Genomic DNA, 21,496 nt, shown 5'->3' on the forward strand with positions numbered 1-21,496 from the left:
TTTTAATAGAATCGAAATGCCTGAATTTTTAAAGTTTAAGATAAATTCTTAATATCTTATAGTTCAGTTTTTCTTTACCTTAAAAGGATGCGTAACGATTATTCGTCGGCTTTAATCTTGGAGAAATGTCTTTGGATTTTTATAAGGCTTCCATCTAAGTCAGTAAATCGGATACCTACCCCTAATGCATCTTTGATACCAAATGAATATCGATTAGAGAACCTTTTGCTGAATTGTACAGGATCTGTGCAGCCATACTTATAAGAAATTGATTTAATGGACACTTTTTGCCCTTCGGGTAATTTTGAAACATCGACGTAAGCGGCCCTTAATCGCCTGTCCCAGATTAATTTACTTATTCCGCCGTAACTATCGAAAATTCTATAAAGATGTGCTCTCGATATATTAAATCGCTCGGTTATTAAAGTTGGACCCAATGCGGTATTGGATATGTTTTGATCAATAAAATCTATTATGGATTGTCTTTGTATTTCGGTTGGCAGATTTATTCTGCTGCCTTCTTGTGCAAGTCTTTTGCCGATAAATTCTATGACATCTACTTCCAGTGAACGAGTTTCGATGACGCTGCTATTTGATGCGATATTCAAGGAGGTCGAAATCATGTTGGTGAGCATAATAGCCAATGGGGTCGCTGCTCTTATGACCGAGCCATGCAGCAATTGAGGGTTTAGGATTCTGGAAATGATCGTGCGATCAAATGCGAAAGAATAGGTTCCGCCTTCCGATACTTGTATTTCAAACGGTTTTGCATAGTCCATTAAAACGATGTCGCCCATGCGCGCCGTAATGTTCACTCCGTCAAAATTTCCGCGAAATTCTCCACCTAAAACCACTTGAAGTAAAATGTGATCTATACCAGTATTTTTTATGAGAGTATTACTTCTGACACATAGATGTGCATCATATTTTGATTTTCCTATTAGAGAATAACCAAACAATCTAGATTCTATCTCTCCAGATATACTTGATTGCTTATTGTCGGAAATTGGAAATACTTCATATAAGGGAGACATTATGGATTTCCATAATTCATTTCTCATCCGCTTTTCAATGAAGCTTAGATCGGAATTATTATCGCAATTTTCATTTTTAATGTGACTATCCACATCCGGCCCCCGTGAATGTGCAAAATCCGTATTTTTGGGTATGTTAACTAAGTAATATTATACTTCTGAATAGAATAAGCAATATTATTTTGTAATTTGATATCTAATTATGAAATTCCGATATGAATTTTGCGTTGATTAATCCGATCAGATTAGAAAATCTGAGGGATTAATCAACTGTATCTCAAAAATAACTTATAGTTGAGGGAACATGCACTCGACAAAGCGCGCGGCAGTTGGCTGTGGCTCGTGGTTGGCAAGTCCCGGCCGCTCATTGGCTTCGATGAAAACGTAGTTTGACCTCTCGGGTGATTTCACCATGAAGTCAATTCCGACTACGGGGATCCCAATGGCGCTTGCAGCCTTGCAGGCGGCATCAACCAGAGTTGGATGCACAGTGGCCGTGACATCGTGAATTGTCCCGCCGGTATGAAGGTTGGCAGCCTTACGCACTGTAATCTCACAACGGTCGTCAAGCACATCGTCAAGTGTCAGACATTGTTGCTCAAGGCAGCGTTTTGTCTCAGCATCAATAGGGATGCGGCTTTCGCCGCCCGTTGCAGCCATACGGCGCCGTGACTGCACTTCAATAAGACGGCGGATGGTTGATTTGCCGTCACCGATTACGCGCGGCGGGCGACGCACAGCGGCGGCAACCAGCTTGTAATCAATAATTACCAATCGCAGATCTTCACCTTCAAAACAGGCTTCGAGCAGAACCTGATTACAAACTTCGCGTGCCTGCTTGATGGCCGCGCGCAGATCTTTCATCGTCGTGATGCCGACGGAAATCCCGCGACCCTGTTCACCTCGCGCGGGCTTTACGACGAGTTTGTGATGTTTGGTAAGGAAAGCCTCAAGCGTTTTGTCATCTGCATCCGCCGCGATTTGCTCAGGTACGCTCAAACCGGCTTTTGCCACTGTTCGGCGCGTGACGGCTTTGTCATCGCAAATCGACATAGCAACGCCCGATGTCATTTCAGAAAGACTTTCGCGGCAGTGGATTGAGCGTCCGCCATGCGAGAGACGGAAAAAGCCGCCTTCCGCGTCGGTAATGTCCACATGCACACCACGGCGAAGCGCTTCGTCAACGATGATGCGCGCATAAGGGTTCAGTGCATCAAGGGAATTGATCGGCTGGGCAAAAAACTTCTCATTGATCGCGTTTTTGCGTTTGATAGCAAAAAGCGGCACACGGCGGAATTTCAGCTTTTCATAAAGCCGGATTGCGTTGTCATTGTCGTAAAGAACAGACAAATCAACATGATTGAGTCCCCGAGCCTGAAAATGCTCCGCAAGCTTGCGCACGAGCTTTTCGCCGATGCCGGGTTGTCGTGCCTGCGGATGCACAGCCAAACACCAGAGTGAGCCACCCTGAGCGGGATCATTGAACAGGCGTTGATGATTAATGCCTGTGACTGTGCCGACAATCTCGCCCGTCGCGTCATCCTGAGCGACAAAATAGGTAACAGCGCGGTTGTCACGCTCGCAGGAAAAGAAGTCGTCGCGTAACTGCACCATACCACAGGCCGCATAGACGGCATTAATGCCGTCAGCGTCGATCTCAGATATAGCGCGGCGAATGGTGATGCCGCGTGTGCTGCGGTTACTTGCCCGATAATTGGAAAGCTCCAGCCGATAGGTGTGCGACGGATCGAGGAAGATTTCCTGTGGTGCAAGCGATAGCAGCACATGTGGATCGCTAACATAAAACAGGATATCACGGCTTAAAGGAGCCTCGGCGCGCAACGCTTCAATGATCGCTTCGTTGCTTTCAAAGGTCTGCGCGAATAGCAGGCGTCCCCAACCGCAATCAAGCACTGTGTTACGGTTGGGGTTGTGTACGTTCTGCTCTGTTTGGCGGGACAGATGTTCCTGATAAAAGCCAGCGCTTTCGGGTGTACGCAGCCGTGTCAGCCGGTGCGAGAACGCGTTTCTGCCCCTTGCTTTCTGCCGCGTTATTTCAACTTCACCTGTCTTTTTCATCTCACGCCGCCTCTTGCGTCTGAAGCCACATTTCAAGCAGTCCGGCCTGCCAAAGCTCCGATCCACGCAAAGGCGTGATATGGTCAGAAGGGTTGGCAAACAGGCGGTCAAGATAATCACGCTGGAACAGTCCGCGTTCGCGTGCTTGTTGCGATGAAAGCGCATCGCGCAGCATATCGAGATAGGGACCAGCGATATATTTAAGCTGCGGCACCGGGAAGTATCCCTTCTTACGGTCGATTACCTCGCTTGGGATGATCTTGCGGGCGACGTCCTTCAAAATGCCCTTGCCGCCATCCCGCAACTTTTCTTCTGGCGGCATACGTGCAGCCAGTTCCACGAGTTCATGATCGAGAAACGGGACACGAGCTTCCAGGCCCCACGCCATTGTCATGTTATCGACGCGTTTGACAGGGTCATCCACCAGCATGATATTACTGTCGAGACGAAGTGCGCGGTCAACGGGTGTGTCAGCGCCATCTCGCAATAAATGCTCTTCGATAAGTTCGCGGCTATAGTCGCGATCTGTTATCCAGTCGGGCGACAGCTGGGTTTTAAGCACCTCATGAGAGCGGTCACAGAACGCTTTGGCATAATCGCTTACCACGTCGTTTGAATCGACCAGCGGCGGATACCAGTGGTAGCCCGCAAAGACCTCGTCGGCACCCTGACCGGATTGCACGACCTTTATATGTTTGGAAACTTCCTTCGACAGCAGATAAAAGCCGACATTGTCGTAGGAAACCATTGGTTCCGACATGGCGGCAATCGTACCAGGAAGCGCATCCATCAAATCAGAGCTCGGCACAAAAATCTTGTGATGATCGGTGCCGAAATGTTTGGCAATCAGGTCGGAATAGACGAACTCATCGCCTTTTTCGCCGTTGGCTTCTTCAAAACCGACCGAAAAGCTCATAAGGCCGGTCTGACCTGCTTCGGCAAGAAGGCCGACAATCAGGCTCGAATCCACACCACCCGAAAGTAAAACACCAACCGGAACGTCAGAAATCATGCGGCGCTTAACAGCGACGCGCAACGTATCAAGAAGCTGCTCCTGCCACTCTTCACGGCTGATAGCGCTGTCGCCAGCCAGACGGCTATGTGGCGGCTGCCAATAGATGCGATCACGGAATTCGCCATTGGCCTGATAAACACGGATCGTCGCTGCAGGCAGCTTGCGCACGCCATTATAGATGGTGCGCGGAGCCGGAACCACCGCATGAAAGCTCATGTAATTATGCAGTGCTGCCCGGTCGATTGACGTATCGACACCGCCCGCCTTTACGAGTGCAGGAAGGGTCGAGGCAAAGCGCAGCGCGCCGTTGACCTCTGCCAGATAAAGCGGCTTGATGCCAAAACGGTCGCGGGCAAAAATCACACGGCCGGTGTCGCGTTCATGGATGGCAAAGGCGAACATGCCGTAAAAGCGCGTCACGCATTCTTCGCCCCAGGCGTGCCATGCCTTAATAATAACTTCCGTGTCGCCATCGGAAAAGAAGCGGTAGCCATTGGCTTCGAGCTCAGCACGCAATTCGCGGAAATTGTAAATGCAGCCGTTGAATACAACGCTTATGCCAAGATCGGCGTCGATCATGGGCTGCTGGGATTTCTCCGACAGATCGAGAATTCTCAATCGCCGGTGTCCAAAGCCGACATTGCCACGCACAACGATGCCAGAAGCGTCTGGCCCTCTGGGGGCAAGAATGTCTGCCATTTTCGAGATTGCCGAAACCGACGGTGTCGCACCATCGAACCTGACTTCTCCGCAAATTCCACACATAAAAAGGGTCGAAACCTCCATTGTAATCTACAAAAATGAGGCCGTCGCGTGAGTTTTGGCGGCGGCCTGCATAGTTGCTAATGCATGCGCGCCGGTATGGTTCCGAAATTTCTGATTTTTATGCGCTTGGTGCTTTTTTCAGTTCGTTTTCTTTGGAGAGCATGTATTTTTCGGCGGAAATCATATGTTCCAGCGCGATTTTACGTGCATCTTCGACCCTGTTTTCCATCAGAGCCGTCAAAAGGCGATGCTGAAAAAGCAGGCCTTCTTCGCGAGATGCAGGTGTGGGATCGGCATAAATGGCACGCGCCACAGGCATGTTGCGCAGCAGATTGTGCGAAACACCACACATGAACCCAAGAAGCCGATTTGGACAGAGTTGCGCCAATTGTGTATGAAAATCGAGTTCTGCCACACGCTGCTGAAACTGGTCGTCCAGATTGGTCGGAGGGCGGTCGTAAAACCGCATCGTGCTTTCCAGTTTCTCCAGATCATCATTGCTCAACCTGCCGGCAAGGGATACAGCGATCTCAGGCTCCAGCAATTTACGAATGGTGTAAATTTCTTGAAGGCTTGGCTGGTCGAAGAAGAAATAATTGCCGAGCATTTCCATTGCGTGTTGTGTCGATGGTTCCGCGACGAAGACGCCGCCACCGGGGCCGGTGCGGGTGAAGAGCAGGCCTTGGGTTTCAAGCGCCTTCATCGCTTCGCGCACAGTACCTTTTGCCGCCTTAAACTGGTCTATCAGGTCTTTTTCCTGCGGTAGCCGATCACCGGGTTTGAGATGGTCCGTTTGGATCACGTCTTTGATACGGTCAGCAATGACCTCAGGCCGTCGCTTTGATTTGGTCAGCGAAGCATTGTCCGATTTGCTGCGGCTGTTTCGGGCCATACCTTGCTACTCTCTTTTCATACGCGGCGCGCTGTCTATCAACTGACGTGTATAGGCATGTTGTGGCTTCGCAAAAAGGTCCTCGGCGGTCGCTTCCTCGACGATTTCCCCATAATACATGACGGCAACGCGGTCGCTGATAGCTTCCACCACCGCAAGATCATGGCTGATGAAGAGATAGGACAGTCCGAACTGCTGTTTAAGCTCATCGAGCAGTAGCAGCACTTGCGCCTGAACGGAGACATCAAGTGCACTGACCGGCTCATCCAGTACGATGATTTCGGCATTTGCGGCTAGTGTGCGGGCTATCGCGATGCGCTGGGCCTGTCCGCCGGAAAACTCATGCGGGTAGCGCAGAAGAGTATCTTCTGGCATCTGCACGGCATCAAGCAGTTCTTCCATACGCTTTTGGCGCTTTTGACTATCCAATTCACCCAGCAGCTTCAGGGGTGTTTCCAGTATCTGTCGGATGGTCTTGCGCGGATTAAGCGACGCCACGGGGTCCTGAAACACATATTGGATCATTTTGCCAAAAGCTCGCGGACCAGAGCGGCGAAGTACGCTGGCATCCTGTCCGGCGATTTTCATCGTGCCGTCGCTCGGCTCTGTCAGCCCCACCAGCATTCGCGCCAGAGTGCTTTTTCCTGATCCGCTTTCGCCTACGATTGCCAGTGTTTCACCGCGCGCGAGATTGAACGACACAGACTTGACCGCTTCAACAGCATGGCGCTGTTTGCCGAAAAATGAGCGTCCGCCACCAAAGGTTTTGCTCAGATTCTGGACACTGATTGCAGCCTGGCTCATGTGGCGGCCTCCATCTGTTTGCCGCTGAACAGCTTTGCCACGCGCTCATAGAAGCCCTTGCCGTGGCCAAGTTCCGGCACGCAGGCAATCAGCCGCTTGGTATAGCTGTGTTGCGGGTTGGCGAGCACCTCTCTGGCGGTCCCGGTCTCGACGATCACCCCGTCTTTCATGACGGCAACACGATCGCAGATTTCGGAAACGACGCCAAAGTCATGAGTGATGAACAAAAGCGCCATGCCGCGTTCGCGCTGCAGATGGCGTAAAAGCTCAAGAATGCGCGCCTGTACGGTCACATCAAGTGCGGTCGTCGGCTCATCGGCGATGATGATGTCGGGATCATTTGCGAGTGCCATGGCTATGCCGACACGCTGACGCTGACCACCGGAAAGCTGGTGCGGGTAATGATCTGCACGCTCCTTTGCATCTGGAATACCCACTTTCTCCAGCAAGGCGATAGCTTCTACCCGGCGTTCGGATGCGCTGATCGATTTATGCGCTGCGATTGCCTCCTCGACCTGTTTGCCGATTGAGTACATCGGGTGCAGCGTGGTCAACGGATCCTGAAAGACATAGGCGACCTTGCTGCCGCGCGTGGCGGTCAGTTCGGTTTCGCTCATGTCGAGTACATCTTTGCCGTCAAGATAGATGGCGCCGTTGCGGATCATTCCGGGTGGAGAAGCGACCAGCCTCATGATGGAAAGCGCGGTGACGCTTTTGCCTGAGCCGCTTTCGCCAATCAGGCCAAGACATTCGCCGCGATTAAGATGCAGGGAAACACTGTTGACCGCAGGCGTGTAGTTGCCATTGTTGACGAAGCCTGTTTCGAGCTTTTCGACCGCGAGAGCTGCATCCAGCATCCTCGTCTTGGGCGCGGTTCTGTTCTTGGCGACTGCCGTTACCGAGCCGGGGCGGGCGAGGGCACCGGAGCGCAAACGGGGATCAAGCACATCGCGGATGCCGTCGCCCAGCACATTGAGGCTGATGACAATCAGGAAGATCATCAGGCCCGGCACGATGGAAACATGCGGTGCCGTGAACATTTGCGCGCGGCCTTCACCGAGCATCGAGCCAAGATCAGCCTGTGGCGGCTGCGCACCAAGACCCAGAAAGCTGAGGCCTGCCGTTTCAAGGATCATCCAGCCTGCCGTGGTTGACATGGTGATGACGATAACCGGCAACACATTGGGCAACACTTCGGTAAGCAGGATTGAAATATGCCCTTTGCCGGAAAGCCGGGCAGCATCGACAAATTCGCGATTGGCAAGGCCGAGTGTTGTGCCGCGCACATTACGTGCAAAGAACGGGATATTGACCACGGCGATTGCATAAAGCGCATTCATCAATCCCGGTCCCAGCGCAGCAACAATTGCAAGAGCCAGCAGGATATAGGGAAAAGCCATTAGCATATCGATGCCGCGCATCATAAGGTTGTCGGTGCGCCCACCTGCATAGCCTGCGACGATGCCGATAGCCGAGCCGATCACGGCGGCAATCAGCGTGGCTGCGAAGCCGACCGCGATCGAGACGCGGGCGCCCCAGAGAAGGCGACTCAGAATATCGCGTCCAAGCTGGTCTGTGCCCAGCAGATGACCTGCGGAGAAGACGGGTTGCAACCGGTTTGCAGGTGCTGTCGCATCCGGGTTGGGCAATGGCAGGATGGGCACGAGTATTATCAGCACGCAGATGAGCGCGAGCAGAAAAAAGCCAAAAGCTGCCAGACGATTGCTCATCAGCAGACGCCATGATGACAGGCGTGCAGGAGCGGCTGGGGTGTAGGTTTCCGAAAGGGCGCTCATGTGCGTATCCTCGGATCAAGCATGGTCTGAAGGACATCGGCGAGCAGATTGAACAGCACATAGCTTGCTGCCACGATCAGCACGCCGCCCTGCACAAGCAGGATGTCGCGGGTCGAAATTGCCTTCACAAGCATGGCGCCAATACCGGGCCATTGAAACACGGTCTCGATATAGACCGCACCGCCCAGCACGAAGCCTGCCTGAATGCCGATGACGGGAATGACACTGACAAGGGCTGCACGAAAGGCGTGACCGTAAATAACGCGACGCTCATTGAGCCCTTTGGCGCGTGCGGTGCGGATATAATCCTGACGCAAAACTTCGAGCATAGCGCCGCGCGTCAGCCGGGCAATCACACCGGCAGCAACGACCGCAAGCGTCGATGCTGGCAGGATCAAATGCCAGATCAGGTCTTTGAGATCGCCGCCGCCATAGACTGCATACATGCCCGATGCCGGAAGGATGCGCCAATGCACTGCGAAGAGATAAATCAGCAGAAGGCCAAGCCAGAATGACGGGATCGAAATGCCTGCCAATACAATGAAGGTGATCGTGCGGTCTGCCCAGCCGAACTGACGCACCGCTGAAACGATGCCTGCAAAAAGTCCGAAGATCGAACAGAGCACGAGAGCAACGCCCGCCAGAATGAGCGTTGCCTGAAAACGCTCCATTACTTCATCCAGAACAGGTCGGTTGAGCACGAAGGAGCGACCGAAATCACCCTGCAGCAGATTGCCGATCCAGATGAAATATTGCTGAATAAGTGGCTTATCGAGACCGAGATCACGATTGATACGCTCGACATTTTCCGGCGTTGCATAAGAGCCGAGCAGAGCTGTCGCAGTATCGCCGGGAATTGATGCCATCACAAGAAACACGATGATGGAAAGCCCGAAAAGAACGGGAACGACCGCTATGAGCCGCTTGAAGATATAGGCTGGCATTAGCCCTCCTCCGCTCTGTTTAGAACGCGCTTCGATCTAACAAAATCAAATCGATGCTCTAAACCTTTTTGTTTTCACGCACATTTACCCCGAAAACCAGTTCCCACTTTTCGGGATGTGCTCAAGCAAAATTGCGCCAGCGGCTGAAACGCTGGCGTAGTGCTTTATTGTTTGGTCACATCCTTGAGATGCAGCAGGAATGACGGCTGGAGCTTGAAGCCCTGAACGGCTGCTGTTGTGACAGCATTCTGCTTCCAGTTGGCAACAAAGAGCCATGGCGCATCGTCGTGCACGATAGACTGGATCTCGCCGTAGAGCTTGCCGCGCTCTGCCTGATCGGTCGATGTACGCGCCTTGGTCAGCAATTCATCAACTTTCGGATTGGAATAATAGCCCGAGTTAAAGCCACCTTTGTCCGGCAGGGCTTCGGTACGAAGCGTTAGAAATGGAACTGTGTCCGGATCATTGGTCATCCATGCCATTTCAGCCATGTCTGCCTTGCCATCCAGACCGGAATTCACACGACCAAGAAAGGTGTTCCACTCGTAGGTTTCAATCTTCACCTTGAAGCCGACGGCCTGAAGATCAGCCTGAATAGCTGCGCCCATATTGATCGGGTCGAGCATCCCCGAGCCCCCTTCTGTCACATAGAAAGTAAGTTCAGGATTGGGCGCACCCGCTTCTTGCAACAGCGCCGTAGCTTTTTCCGGATCGTAGGGATAAGGCTCGGTTTTATCATCAACCCAGTTGAATGCAGGTGGCACGGGACCGGCCGCGACAGTTGCAGAACCTTGCAGGACATTATCGACCAGACCCTGCTTGTTGACTGCATAGTTTGCAGCCTGACGAACTTTCTTGTCGGCGAACGGACCGCTTTTGGTGTTGAGGATGCTGAACCAGACATGCGGTCCCGCCTGTTCTGCGACAGCGAAATTTGCATCCTGCTTGAAGGTCGCGAGATTATCCGGCGGCACCTCGACCATGATATCGATGCCACCTGCCATCATTTCAGCAACGCGCGTATTGGCGTCGGTGATGGGACGGAAAACAATCGCGTTCAAGGTCGGCGCCGTATCCCAGTAGTCGGGATTACGCTCGACCACCACGCGCTGGCCAGACTGCCATTCGGCAAATTTGAATGGGCCGGTGCCGGAAGGATGACGGCCAAACTCCGCACCATATTGTTCAACCGCTGCTGGCGAAACGATCAGGCCGGTCGGATAGGCGAGGTTTGACAAGAACGGCGCGAACGGCTCTTTCAGCTTGAACTCGACGGTGTTTGCATCGAGCGCATTGACGCTTTCAATGGATTCAAAGTTGAAGGAGAGGGGGAACGGTCCGGTGTTATAGAACGGATGATCCTTGTTCAGCATCCGCTCGAAGTTGAATTTGACCGCTTCCGCGTTGAAATCCGAACCGTCATGGAATTTCACGCCCTGTCTCAGCTTGAATGTATAGGTTTTGCCATCGTCTGAAATGGTCCAGCTTTCAGCAAGCGCCGGCTCGATTTCCAGCGTGCCATCCTTATAGCGGACCAGACCGTCATAGATGTTCACAAGGATGCGGAAATCATTTGTTGCCGTGACCGTGTGTGGGTCAAGCGATTGCGGTTCAGCAATCTGCCCGACGATAAGAACATCGGGCGGTGTCTGCGCGCCAGCGTGAAATGTCGCTGAACCCAGAACCAGAGTGGCCGCTGTCAAAACGGCGCGAAATAACCTCTTCATCAGCGGTTCCTTTCGTTTGGCCATATCTGCCTGCAAATCTGTCAGGCTATTATTTATAGGGAGTAAATGACGTATATCAACAAATTATCATAATTAATTTGCGTGACCGCACCCGCTTTACGCTTTTAGGGACGCGCTCGAAAAAAAGGCGGGATCATCCCGCCTTCAAATTCTCTGTGCTGCTTTCAACTATTCCGTTGGGCTGTCTTCCGGCCTCAGGTCCTGCTCGGCAGTGGTTGATTTCTGATGCGTGAAGCCCTTGAGACCTTTGGTGGTTTCCTCGGCATCGCGCTTGATCTCAACCTCGCTCATTGCATAGTGAACAGTAAGCTTTGCAATCGATGTAAGAGCGCTCAAATGAATGCGTTCATAGCCGTGCGACGCATCGACACCGAAGGCCAGAAGCGCCGTGCGAACATCGTGGCCAGCCTCTACCGCAGATGCCGCGTCAGACCGATAATAGCGGAAAACGTCCTTCTGCACCGGGATATCGTGCTCGCCGCAAAGCTCGTAAAGCTTCTTGGTCAGATGATAATCGAAAGGCCCGGTCTGGTCCGCCATAGCGAGTGTCACGCCAAATTCGGACGAATTCTGACCGGGGGCTGTGGTACCGTTATCAATCGCCACCAGCGAGGCAATATCCGGCACAACGGCTGCAGAAGCGCCGACGCCAACTTCTTCGCCTATGGTGAATATCCAGTATGTATCGACCGGTGTTTCGACATTGAGCCGCTGCATGGCTTCGAGCGATGCCAGCATGATTGCAACGCCCGCCTTGTCATCAAGATGGCGCGAGACGATGAAGCCATTATCGATGAATTCCGGCATAGGATCGACGGCGACAATGTCGCCAACGTCGATGCCGAGTTCAATGAGGTCTTCCTTGTTGCGGGCCAGCGCATCGACGCGCAGCTCGATATAGGTCCAGCCAACGGGAAGCGTATCCACTTCCTCATTGAAGGTGTGGCCGGAGGCTTTCAGCGGCAGGATCGAACCGCGATAGGTGCCTTTGGAAGAGAAGATCGAAACGCGCGCACCTTCTGCAAAGCGTGCCGACCAGTTGCCGATTGAAACAAGCTCAAGCCGCCCATTGGACTTGAGATACTTGACCTGCGCACCAAGCGTATCGACATGGGAGACGATACCGCGCGCAGGCTTTCTCGATTTGCCGCTGCGGCGTGCGCGGATCGCCCCTCGCCGCGTTAGGATAACTTCAAGCCCGAGCCGCTCCAGTTCGCGGGCAACGAAATGCACCGCTTCATCCGTAAAACCTGTAGGGCTTGGAATTGCCAGCAGCGCAGCGAGCTTTTCAATAAGATAGTCTTGGTCGATCATAATTTTGTTCATGGATGACTAATTTACGGTTCTGGTCCGTGTCGTCAACCATCGTTAAAAATTTAATAAAATTAAATTTTTTTCCGATCGTTTCGAATACTCAGTGTGTAATTGAATATTTAAAAAGGAACCTATTTTTATTGGCATTTTATTGATAAATTCCGTATCTCGCCCGTTGGCTTCGTTAAAAGACTTGTATAGCGTCATCTAATATGTGGGGCGTTGACTCGCCGGGTGGAGACGTTCTTTCGGATGGCAAGGCTGCGTAACAACGGAGATCGGTGGTTTGTTGCGCTCGCCGCATGTCTTGGCGTGGGAATAATTATATTTTTGGGGCAGCTCGAACTGGTTCGTCTCTCTTATATTCGTTTGAATGAATACCGCGACGACCTGTTAAAACACTCAGTAAATGTCGCAAAGTCTGGCAGGAATACACTTGCGATCGTCAACAACAGTAGCGAAGATTTTTGTTCTGACGAGAATATCACGGAATTGAGGCGATTGGCTTTTAACGCACGTTATCTTCGTGATATCGGTCGCGTAGAGGGTAATCATATAGTCTGTACAGCGTTATGGGGCAAATTATCCCCCCCCATCGAATTGCCGGTGTCAGATCGGGAAGTAGACGGCGGACATCGACTATGGGCCAACGCAAGGGGCATTGGAAAACATCTCGGGCCTGTCGATATGGTTACGCATGGCGCGGGGATCGTGTTTACTTCACCTGTTGCCTTTGAGTCTTATGAAAAGCCAGAGCCAAATTTGAGCGCTCATGTTTTGAGCCGAAGCAGCAATTATATTTATCGTACATTTGGTGATGCCAGCCAATTGACAATGCAAGCACCCGAGAAGCTGGCGTGGTATGACATCCGTTCTCATCGCGTAGTTTCAGGCTGCTCTGACGAGATTGATATTTGTGTGATCGCGTCGCTATCGGGAGTCAGCCTTTTTCAACAACCAACCGGCGTCTTTATGGCACTTGTGGCCTTTGGAGCGCTTGCTGGCAGTGGACTGGGCGTGGCCGCTATTCGGTGGCGGCATGGTTACTCGTCGCTACCACAACAGATAAAGCGAGCAATTACCGAAGAACGTATTACGGTTGTTTATCAGCCGCTGGTGTCGCTTCGTAACGGTCATGTGAAGGGTGCCGAAGTGCTTGCGCGACTGTCTGATGAGCATGGCGCAGAGATACCCCCCGATGTATTTATTATGATAGCAGAAGAACAAGGCGACATCAAAAACCTAACACGTATAATCATCCGTAAGTCGCTGGAGGAAATGAGGTTGCTGCTACAAAAGCACAGCGATTTCTATATCAGCCTCAATTTATCGGTAGATGATGTTGTTGACCCTAAAATCCTGGTTTTTCTTGATGATGAAAGAAGCCGCCTGGACATCTCTGCCCAGCAAATCGTTCTCGAAATAACCGAACGCTCAACCACGCATCATGAACAGCTCATCGAAGGAATGAGGTCCTATCGGGCTAGAGGCTATGAGTTTTTCATCGATGATTTCGGTACCGGATATTCGAATCTAGCTTATATGGCAAAATTGCCTATCAGCGGCATTAAGATTGATCGCATGTTTACACAGGCTATTGGCACCGAGGCCGTGAGCGCAGAAATCGTCGAAAATATTTGTAATATTGCCGCGCGCCTTGAGCTAAAGCTGGTCGTTGAAGGTGTGGAAACACCGGAACAGGCCGAGCATGTGCTTGAATTGCACAAAGATGCCATTGGTCAAGGCTGGCTGTTTGGCCGTCCGGTTCCGATTGCGGAATTTCATCTAAAAAAACCCGCAATATTAAGTTGATAATAGCAGCAATTACGACGATCGATCGGAAATTACTTGCTGTTGTTTCGCAACGTCATGTGATGCGGTCGAAGCATTATGTTGTTCCCGTCACCATTCCACCAAATGAGTTCTTGGGTGACTTTTATGGCAGTTTGAATTGCGAAACCGAAGAAGAAAAGGCTTATGAACATACAAACAACATCGGCAGCTCGAATATCGCGAATAGCCGTAAGTCATCCAGCTCGATCGACAAGCATACTGCTCAGCTGGGCTTCAACTTCGATTTCTAGCAGTTAGAAGGTGCGACATTTTGTGCCGAAGCATTTTTTTTCCGTCTCGGGATTGCAAAAGATGGGTCGCTCAAACGTCTTAGTAAATGGAGAGGTTAATGTCCGGTTCGAACCGAAGACATGCCAGATAACAGGGACACACGATATGACTGATGCCGCCGTACTTGAGCAGCCCGTTGCTCTTCCCCGCTCGAAACGTCTAAAGGCGCGTACCACAGGAACGCATGAGCGCCTTGACCAGAGCATCATGGCAGGCAAGCCATTTTCCAGCCGTGACCGCTATGCAATGTTTGTGCAGGTGCAGTATCAGTTCCACCGCGATATCAATGTTCTTTATGACGATGCCGCTCTTGATGCGTTGCTTCCAGACCTGAAGGGCCGCCGCCGCTTCGAACAGGTTGGTCAGGATCTTATCGATCTTGGATTTGAGCTGCCAGCACCCGATGCAGCACCTGCTTTTGCAGAAGGCATTGAAATTGATCTGCCGACCGCACTCGGCTGGCTTTACGTTGCTGAAGGTTCCAACCTTGGCGCTGCTTTCCTCCTCAAAGAAGCACTGAAGCTAGAACTGTCAGAAGAGTTTGGCGCACGCCATCTCGCTGGCGCGCCTGAAGGCCGTGGTTTGCATTGGCGTACATTTACCGCAGCACTGGATGAAGTTGATCTCACAGAAGTTGAAGAAGAACGCGTTGTTGCGGGAGCAGAAGCTGCTTTCCGTCGCGTTCATGCGCTGGTGCGTGAAATCTTCGCTTGATCCTCACATATCGTAAAGGCCACATGTTGATGGGGCCATGTTTCTGAAAAGGTTTACACCAGAAAAGATTCATGTGATGCGATTTACCAGACAAGCCGAACTTTCGATTGAATTGCTCGTTCTCTGCGCCCGTAACTCGGGCGGCCAAGCTGTCACGACACGTGAGGCTGCAGAAGCGACGGGCACGACGAAGGATCATGCAGCGCAGATCGTCTCGGATCTCATTCATCACGGTTTTCTGGTCGGCACGCGGGGGCGCGGGGGCGGCATTCGGCTTGCTTGTGAGCCGGATGCCATCAACGTTGGCACTGTGCTGCGTTTGATGCAGCCTGGTTTTGACAATCCGGCTGAAGCAGCAAAAGACAATAATACAGGGTCTGCCTTCGGGCATTTGTTGCAAGCCGCACAGCGATCATTTGTTGCTGCTTTTGATGATTTTACAATTGCCGATCTTGCTTTGCAGACGGAAGACGGACGCCTTGCATGCCTTGATTGTGATCTGCTTAGCATGATCAATCACGGGCAGATGCTTTCTGATTTTCGCCGTAAAGAGAAGGTCGTTGATACGCCTGTATGGGCGGAGCTGTCATGAACGGTAATAGCGACAACCACGATCTGCGTGGCGGCGTGAGTGAGTTAGCACTTTGGGCGGGGGCATGTTTTGTTGTGCTATCGGTTCACGTTGCAGCTGCAATGTGGCTGATGCGTGAACCGGAAATGGCGATGGCGGATGATACGCCTCCGGCAGCAATCATGATCGAACTGGCTGAGACACCGGAAGCAATGACGACGGAGGAAAACGAGATTTCCCCCGATCAGGAAACAGCTGATGCCAGTGCACCTGCGGAGAAAGTCGAAAAACCCGTAGAAGAGCCTGAAGTTCAAGAAGAAGAAAGTGCTCAGGAAGAACCGACTCCGGTTGAACCGGAAGAAGTGCATCCAGAAGAAGAACTTGCACAACTCGAAAATGTTGAAGTCCCTCTTCCGATAGCGAAGCCTACTCCTCCGGAACCCAAAAAAGAGATTGAGAAAAAGCCGGTTGTTAAAAAAGAAGTTGTAAAGAAAGAGGATACTAAGAAGACGCCCGTTAAACAACGCCAGCAGGAGCAAGCGTCGTCCAAGCAGGCGGTCAAGGCCCAAGCTCAGGTGGCGCAGACAAACCGGAATGCCGCACGCCAATCGGCGTCTGGCCTATTCGCATCTTCAATGACACCGGCCCGCTGGCAGTCACGTCTTATGGCGCATCTTGAGCGTCGTAAAAAATACCCTTCTGCTGCGAAATCACGCGGGGAAGAAGGCATCGTTTATGTTCGTTTCCGCATCGATGATAGCGGCAAGGTTCTGTCCGCCTCGCTCGCAAGATCTTCGGGATGGCCGGAGCTCGACAGTGAAGTGTTGTCATTGGTTCAGCGTGCTTCGCCTGTCCCAGCACCTCCGCCGGATGCTAACAAGACGATTACGGCACCTGTTAAATTTTCCCGTCGCTAAAAAAATAAAGGACTGAAACCAGTGGTTTCAGTCCGTTTTTCTCATCAGAATTTCCGGCTAAACGAAACCTTGAAATTACGGCCCGGCATAGCTGTGATGCCGTCGCTGAGATAAGGCTCGTATTCTTTGTCGAATATATTATCAAGACCAAGCCGCAGTTCAGAATCCTTCATGATGCCTTTTGTAGGTGCCCAATTGAAGAACAGGTCATGGACGGCATAGCCGGGTGCATTTGGTCGTTTGAAACTCAGATCATCTTTGACGTAACCAGTTCTGTTCTGATGATCGACAAAAGTGCCGGTCCAGCCAAAGTTGATGTCATAATCAGGAAGTTTGTAGCCAAGCGTGGTTATGGCAGTGGTTGGCATGATGTCGTTGATATAGCTATCGGGACCATGGATATTGTTAAGCGTCCCATGACGCCTCCCGATCATATAGGTGAGACTTGCGTCTGCAAATAAGAAGCTGTTTTCATAATGCGCTTCCAATTCAAAACCGCGCGAATAGTAGGAAGGCATGTTCCAGTAGAAGGAAGCCTCTCTGTAATCTAGTCCGGCATTATTTTTACTACCGACGCGTCTTCCGACGGGGTTTGTAACCTTGTTGTTGAAGAAAGAGCCGCGAACCATCAACATATCGCCATCTGTAAAGATGCTGTTGAGCGATGTATCAGCGCCGATGTTGACCGTGTTATTGCGTTCGACCGAAAGACCGCGACTTGATCTGGATGTTTTCGTGTCCGCACTCTGCACGGAATAGATTTCATCGATGTTGGGCGCGCGCATTGCATAGGCCCAGTCAACAAACAGGCGTGTTGCGGGTGTAATCTGGTATGACGCGCTGACCGCCGGTGTGAAACCGTGATGCGTTACCGCGGAGTAATCGTGACCTGCGGATGGATCATTATAACGAGGCGCGGCATTAGGCTCGCCTTCTGAACGAATATAATCATAGCGGATGCCGGGAGTGACGATCAGTTTGTCAGTTAGTCCGATCTTGTCTCGGATAAAGAATGATGTCACGTCCTGTTTTCCGGCAGGCATTATCCACGGCGCGAAATAGCCGTAATTATACTGAGCCTGATTTTCATAACCCTTGTAGAACATTGTCACATCACGAACGTGATGATTGAACTGCACACCGTAGTTCAGGCTGTGATCGATGCCGCCAAGCTGAAAATTTGAAGTATTTTCTGCTTCAATATGAAAATCAGAATATTTTGCGTCGTTCTCCGTCCCGCCAAGGGATGCCGAACCTTCCACACCGGGAAAGCGTTCTGCATGCATATCGGTGGATGAATAGCTCGCCATGATCCGCGTGTTCACCAGATCGCTGTCACCATCATAGGTGTGCTCGACAACCGATGTGAAATCTTTCAGCTCTCGCCATGCAAGCATTCTTTGCACGGCACCCCGAAACCCATATCGTTGGATTTGATAAGCACTCGGCTCAAACTCTCCGCGAATAGCGGCGAGGGGTCCCCAATTGGCACTTTCGCCGTAAAGTACAGAAGCAGTTAGTTTATGCCCTGCCGCTTCTCCGGATAGTTTGCCGGAAAAGGAAGTCAGCTCGGAATTAGAGTAACTATAGACCTCGCCGCGGCCAACACGCATGTTGTCGCCTTTGCGCCATGTCAGGCTGGCAATACCGTCGAAATCAATACCCGTGCCAAGATTGGAGCGACCATAGACTGCGCCGGTTTCCAGAAACTGCTTGTTTGCTGTTTGGTATGCGGTCTTGCCCCATGCGCCCCAATTTTCGCCCGCCCGCAGCATATCTGCTGCATCCTTGCTCTCAAGCCTGATCGTGCCGCCGAAGCCACCATTGCCATAGCGAACGGTCGTCGCACCCTTTTCGATTTCGACACGCTTGAGTAGCTCAGGCTCTACAAAGATTGTGCCCTGATCGTATTTTTCGAAATTCTTCGGTGCGCCGTCGAGCAAAATGCGCACATCGGACTGACGTGAAAAGCCGCGGACCGCAATTGATTGACCTTCGGTACGCACGCCGCCAAGCATGGAGACGCCGGGTGTTTTCTTAACCAGTTCAGGAATTGTCGAAGCCTGTGCCTGCTGCAATTGTTCAGAGGTGATCTGCGACACACGCGGATCAAGCTCGGCAAAATCAACACCAGTAATATTTCTGACGGTGATGGTGTCGAGTTGCAAGAAACCGTTATTGACAGGCGCAGCGGCATTGCTTGCACCCGTTTCGCGCTCAAGGCGCACCGTGCGGTCGCCGGTGAAACGATAGTCAATATCTGTGTTGCGCAGCAGCGTCGCAAGCGCCTGCGCAGGTGTCATGATTCCCTTGACGCCGGATGTGCTTAAACCGCTGGTGACAGACGCATCAAAAGCGATCTGAAGACCCGTTTGCACTGCAAGGCGGTTGAGGCTGTTTGCAAGCCCTCCTGCCGGAATGTTGACCGCGACTGCCTGTGGTGCCGCCTGCGCCGTAGCAGGCGTGGCAATGAACGCGCTCAATACGGTGCCGCTCATAAGCAGCGATGCAAACAATGGACGTGCGCAGACGTTGAGAATGCGCGAAGAGGGGATTTTCATGTCGTTTCCAGTCTCAACGGTCAAGGCGTTGGTGTCGGGCATTGGTATTGAGGCTCTAGCGCATGCGCGCAAATTGCCTTTCAAAGACTGGACGAATGAGTTGATATGTTTGGGACATCTGATCGAAAATTAATTATGCAGTACCGTCAGGAGTGATCCCACACGTATTGCTTTGAGATCAAAAGCTTTGATAAAATCATCAAGTGCGGTTGAAGGGGCCGTCAGATCAAATGAGCCTGTTATCCGGCGTTCGGCAAGGTTGCTGCTTGTGATCATCACCTTACCGGGAAGGTGGCGCGCAATGTCCTCGATCACGGATCCCAGTGGCTGATCTTCAAAAACCAGCCGGCCGCTGCGCCATGAAGCAGCCAGTTCCGGGTCAACCCTCGTCACCTGTCCGATGCCATTGCGGCTGTCGTATGAAACGCTCTGTCCTTCATCCAGCCGTAACGTATCGAGTGGGTTGAAGGCTGATGAAGACGCGCTGGTCTGCACCTGAACTGCGTGTTCAATGACAACGATATCTGTACCGCTATCTTTTAACTTTACATCGAATTGAGTTCCAAGGGCTGTCACTTCGCCATTTGCAGCTTTAACTCTGAAAGGGCGCTGCGGATCTGGTGCGACAATGAAATAGGCTTCGCCGCGCAATAGCTGTACTTGACGTCCATCATTCGTAATATCAAAAGCGACTGCCGATCCGGCATTCAATTGAACGGTGGAACCATCGCTTAATTTAATGACGGGCATTTCGCTACTTGTCGAAATAGCATCCGCCCGCAGGCGCATCGGGCCATCAAATGCAATGAAACCACCGGTAAGGGCAGCGAAGAAAAGCATCGAGCTTAAAGCAGCAGCAATCGGATAATTCGGCTTTCGTGCAGCATTTTTTGCAAAATCTGTATCGTTTAACAGTAGAAAACGACTATCACTGAACACGCGGGAGGCTTTAGCAAATGCGCGTTCATGTCGGGTATCGCTCGCGCGCCATAGTGCACAAGCTTCCATAAGCGTTTCATCATCGGGGTCGGCTTGCAATTGAAGCAACCAGTCGATTGCCTGTTCCTGAACCTGTCGCTCAGCCTCGTTCGTTTTTTTTGATGCTGGGTTCATTATGCCTGGTCCAGTTCGTCCAGCCGAATGAGGCAATGCATAAGCGCTTTTCGAAGGTGTCTGTCCACCATATTCCGCGTGATTCCAAAGCGCATTGCTATTTCATCCGGGGGTAGGTTGCCAATGCGATGGGCGATGAAAACGCGGCGCTGTTTCAACGGCAGTTCCATGATGGCATCGCGCAGACGAGCGAGGCGGCGTGGCATATCCAGTGCCAGATCAGGATTTGTAACCTTGCTTGCAATGTTTGCTGCTTCTTCCTCTGTGCCGGAAAAGAGTTCGGCTTCAAAGCGTTCGCGGCGAAAGCGGTCCAGACCCAGATTGATCGCAGCACGTGTAAGAAAGGCGCGTAACGACGATTTGCCTTGAAGATCGGTTCTGCGATCCTTCAGGCGCACATAAAGATCGTGAACGACTTCATTCGCATTGGAGGAGGCGCGCCCACGCCGACGGACTGCGCGGCACAGTTCGTCGTAATAATCTGTAATAGCGGCATCGATATCTGCAATTTCTTGCAGAGGAAAAGCCGAAGGCAGATTGTGTTTGTCGGATCGGTTCAAGGAGGGCACCACATTTTGTTGCGGCACCATAGTTATGCATTCGCTGAAACACAATAATATATGAGAAATACACTCATCTTATTCAGCGGTGTTGCATTTTGGCAAAAGTAGGCTGCTGCAATGGAGAGAATTCCATTGCAGCAAAAATAAGCTTATTTCGGCAGCTGTGCGGCTGTCTGCTTAATGGCTGTGGTAATCTGCTGGCAGAACGGCTCGACGCTCTTGCCAGAGGTTTTGGCGTAATCTTCAACGTCGGTTTCCTGCCCAAGTGACTGGACAAGACCCTTGCGGCCTGCGGCCTGCGCTTCTTCAAGGCCTGACTTGTCGGCAGGTTCCTGCATGATCTTCATGATGGACTGCTGGCTGTCGATGTCTTCCTGTGTCGCGAAGCCTTTGTCTTTGCAATACTCGACGATGCCAAGCTGGTTCTGAGCTGCTTTATAGAGCGCTTCAGGCGTCATCTGTGGTGCTGTGGCCTGACCTTGCGCTAAAGCGCTGCCAGCCGTGAGAGTCGTCATAATAAAAGCGCAGATACCCGCAGTTTT

General features: G+C 51.6%; 18 protein-coding genes. 5 read left to right on the plus strand and 13 right to left on the minus strand.

Annotated features, from left to right (window positions below):
- Nucleotides 1-98: 98 nt before the first annotated feature.
- From U2P60_RS02535 to U2P60_RS02575, 9 genes are all read right to left on the minus strand, one after another.
- Complete coding sequence (locus tag U2P60_RS02535) at nt 99-1,127, minus strand: hypothetical protein (protein ID WP_413571106.1); 1,029 nt, start codon at nt 1,125-1,127, stop codon at nt 99-101.
- Nucleotides 1,128-1,322: 195 nt separating this feature from the next.
- On the minus strand, nt 1,323-3,113 hold the full coding sequence (gene ngg / locus U2P60_RS02540; RefSeq protein ID WP_413571107.1) for an N-acetylglutaminylglutamine synthetase: 1,791 nt from the start codon (nt 3,111-3,113) through the stop codon (nt 1,323-1,325).
- A gap of 1 nt (nt 3,114) precedes the next feature.
- A complete protein-coding gene (locus U2P60_RS02545; protein WP_413571975.1) occupies nt 3,115-4,893 on the minus strand; it encodes an N-acetylglutaminylglutamine amidotransferase in 1,779 nt (592 codons plus the stop codon).
- A 118-nt stretch (nt 4,894-5,011) separates the two neighbouring features.
- Nucleotides 5,012-5,785, minus strand: coding sequence for a FadR/GntR family transcriptional regulator (locus tag U2P60_RS02550; protein WP_413571108.1), 774 nt, complete (start codon nt 5,783-5,785; stop codon nt 5,012-5,014).
- 6 nt (nt 5,786-5,791) lie between these two features.
- Nucleotides 5,792-6,589: an ATP-binding cassette domain-containing protein gene (locus tag U2P60_RS02555; protein WP_413571109.1), complete on the minus strand. Its 798-nt coding sequence runs from the start codon at nt 6,587-6,589 to the stop codon at nt 5,792-5,794.
- Complete coding sequence (locus U2P60_RS02560) at nt 6,586-8,385, minus strand: dipeptide/oligopeptide/nickel ABC transporter permease/ATP-binding protein (protein ID WP_413571110.1); 1,800 nt, start codon at nt 8,383-8,385, stop codon at nt 6,586-6,588. Before U2P60_RS02560 ends, U2P60_RS02555 begins: the two co-directional genes overlap by 4 nt.
- Nucleotides 8,382-9,329, minus strand: a complete 948-nt coding sequence (locus tag U2P60_RS02565; protein ID WP_413571111.1) for an ABC transporter permease — start codon at nt 9,327-9,329, stop codon at nt 8,382-8,384. Before U2P60_RS02565 ends, U2P60_RS02560 begins: the two co-directional genes overlap by 4 nt.
- Before the next feature lie 164 nt (nt 9,330-9,493).
- Entirely contained in the window at nt 9,494-11,056 is a 1,563-nt protein-coding gene (locus U2P60_RS02570; protein WP_413571112.1) for an ABC transporter substrate-binding protein, read from the minus strand.
- Nucleotides 11,057-11,245: 189 nt separating this feature from the next.
- On the minus strand, nt 11,246-12,403 hold the full coding sequence (locus U2P60_RS02575; protein WP_413571113.1) for an osmoprotectant NAGGN system M42 family peptidase: 1,158 nt from the start codon (nt 12,401-12,403) through the stop codon (nt 11,246-11,248).
- A 240-nt stretch (nt 12,404-12,643) separates the two neighbouring features.
- Between U2P60_RS02575 and U2P60_RS02580 the strand changes: the two genes are divergently transcribed.
- The 4 genes from U2P60_RS02580 to U2P60_RS02595 all read left to right on the plus strand — a co-directional run bounded on the left by U2P60_RS02580 (nt 12,644) and on the right by U2P60_RS02595 (nt 16,717).
- The gene (locus U2P60_RS02580) at nt 12,644-14,203 is read left to right on the plus strand and encodes an EAL domain-containing protein (RefSeq protein WP_413571114.1); all 1,560 of its coding nucleotides are present in this window, start codon (nt 12,644-12,646) and stop codon (nt 14,201-14,203) included.
- Between the two features lie 417 nt (nt 14,204-14,620).
- Nucleotides 14,621-15,229 carry a biliverdin-producing heme oxygenase gene (locus tag U2P60_RS02585; RefSeq protein WP_313829089.1) on the plus strand — a complete coding sequence of 203 codons (609 nt, stop codon included), beginning with the start codon at nt 14,621-14,623 and terminating at the stop codon, nt 15,227-15,229.
- A 37-nt stretch (nt 15,230-15,266) separates the two neighbouring features.
- Nucleotides 15,267-15,821, plus strand: coding sequence for an RrF2 family transcriptional regulator (locus U2P60_RS02590; protein WP_413571115.1), 555 nt, complete (start codon nt 15,267-15,269; stop codon nt 15,819-15,821).
- On the plus strand, nt 15,818-16,717 hold the full coding sequence (locus tag U2P60_RS02595; RefSeq protein WP_413571116.1) for an energy transducer TonB: 900 nt from the start codon (nt 15,818-15,820) through the stop codon (nt 16,715-16,717). Before U2P60_RS02590 ends, U2P60_RS02595 begins: the two co-directional genes overlap by 4 nt.
- A 44-nt stretch (nt 16,718-16,761) precedes the next feature.
- On the opposite strand, the gene U2P60_RS02600 is transcribed toward U2P60_RS02595, so the two are convergent.
- A complete protein-coding gene (locus tag U2P60_RS02600) occupies nt 16,762-19,278 on the minus strand; it encodes a TonB-dependent receptor domain-containing protein (protein ID WP_413571117.1) in 2,517 nt (838 codons plus the stop codon).
- Between U2P60_RS02600 and U2P60_RS02605 the strand changes: the two genes are divergently transcribed.
- On the plus strand, nt 19,277-19,411 hold the full coding sequence (locus U2P60_RS02605; RefSeq protein WP_273727672.1) for a hypothetical protein: 135 nt from the start codon (nt 19,277-19,279) through the stop codon (nt 19,409-19,411). The two genes, U2P60_RS02600 and U2P60_RS02605, sit on opposite strands and share 2 nt — an antisense overlap.
- Here U2P60_RS02605 and U2P60_RS02610 read toward each other — a convergent pair.
- The 3 genes from U2P60_RS02610 to U2P60_RS02620 all read right to left on the minus strand — a co-directional run bounded on the left by U2P60_RS02610 (nt 19,408) and on the right by U2P60_RS02620 (nt 21,469).
- Nucleotides 19,408-20,391 carry a FecR family protein gene (locus tag U2P60_RS02610; protein WP_413571118.1) on the minus strand — a complete coding sequence of 328 codons (984 nt, stop codon included), beginning with the start codon at nt 20,389-20,391 and terminating at the stop codon, nt 19,408-19,410. The genes U2P60_RS02605 and U2P60_RS02610 overlap by 4 nt on opposite strands.
- A complete protein-coding gene (locus U2P60_RS02615; RefSeq protein WP_413571976.1) occupies nt 20,391-20,960 on the minus strand; it encodes an RNA polymerase sigma factor in 570 nt (189 codons plus the stop codon). Before U2P60_RS02615 ends, U2P60_RS02610 begins: the two co-directional genes overlap by 1 nt.
- Nucleotides 20,961-21,103: 143 nt before the next feature.
- Nucleotides 21,104-21,469, minus strand: a complete 366-nt coding sequence (locus U2P60_RS02620; protein WP_313829098.1) for a hypothetical protein — start codon at nt 21,467-21,469, stop codon at nt 21,104-21,106.
- Nucleotides 21,470-21,496: the final 27 nt, after the last annotated feature.

The sequence above is a fragment of the Brucella sp. H1_1004 genome (genome assembly GCF_047308065.1).
GTDB classification, from domain to species: Bacteria; Pseudomonadota; Alphaproteobacteria; order Rhizobiales; family Rhizobiaceae; genus Brucella; species Brucella pseudogrignonensis_B.

Bases quoted from the DNA above. Each gene is read 5' to 3' on its own strand.
- ngg (WP_413571107.1), bottom strand. From the start codon at position 3,113: ATGAAAAAGACAGGTGAAGTTGAAATAACGCGGCAGAAAGCAAGGGGC.
- U2P60_RS02545 (WP_413571975.1), bottom strand. From the start codon at position 4,893: ATGTGTGGAATTTGCGGAGAAGTCAGGTTCGATGGTGCGACACCGTCG.
- U2P60_RS02550 (WP_413571108.1), bottom strand. From the start codon at position 5,785: ATGGCCCGAAACAGCCGCAGCAAATCGGACAATGCTTCGCTGACCAAA.
- U2P60_RS02555 (WP_413571109.1), bottom strand. From the start codon at position 6,589: ATGAGCCAGGCTGCAATCAGTGTCCAGAATCTGAGCAAAACCTTTGGT.
- U2P60_RS02560 (WP_413571110.1), bottom strand. From the start codon at position 8,385: ATGAGCGCCCTTTCGGAAACCTACACCCCAGCCGCTCCTGCACGCCTG.
- U2P60_RS02565 (WP_413571111.1), bottom strand. From the start codon at position 9,329: ATGCCAGCCTATATCTTCAAGCGGCTCATAGCGGTCGTTCCCGTTCTT.
- U2P60_RS02570 (WP_413571112.1), bottom strand. From the start codon at position 11,056: ATGAAGAGGTTATTTCGCGCCGTTTTGACAGCGGCCACTCTGGTTCTG.
- U2P60_RS02575 (WP_413571113.1), bottom strand. From the start codon at position 12,403: ATGAACAAAATTATGATCGACCAAGACTATCTTATTGAAAAGCTCGCT.
- U2P60_RS02580 (WP_413571114.1), top strand. From the start codon at position 12,644: ATGGCAAGGCTGCGTAACAACGGAGATCGGTGGTTTGTTGCGCTCGCC.
- U2P60_RS02585 (WP_313829089.1), top strand. From the start codon at position 14,621: ATGACTGATGCCGCCGTACTTGAGCAGCCCGTTGCTCTTCCCCGCTCG.
- U2P60_RS02590 (WP_413571115.1), top strand. From the start codon at position 15,267: ATGTTTCTGAAAAGGTTTACACCAGAAAAGATTCATGTGATGCGATTT.
- U2P60_RS02595 (WP_413571116.1), top strand. From the start codon at position 15,818: ATGAACGGTAATAGCGACAACCACGATCTGCGTGGCGGCGTGAGTGAG.
- U2P60_RS02605 (WP_273727672.1), top strand. From the start codon at position 19,277: ATGTCGTTTCCAGTCTCAACGGTCAAGGCGTTGGTGTCGGGCATTGGT.
- U2P60_RS02600 (WP_413571117.1), bottom strand. From the start codon at position 19,278: ATGAAAATCCCCTCTTCGCGCATTCTCAACGTCTGCGCACGTCCATTG.
- U2P60_RS02610 (WP_413571118.1), bottom strand. From the start codon at position 20,391: ATGAACCCAGCATCAAAAAAAACGAACGAGGCTGAGCGACAGGTTCAG.
- U2P60_RS02620 (WP_313829098.1), bottom strand. From the start codon at position 21,469: ATGACGACTCTCACGGCTGGCAGCGCTTTAGCGCAAGGTCAGGCCACA.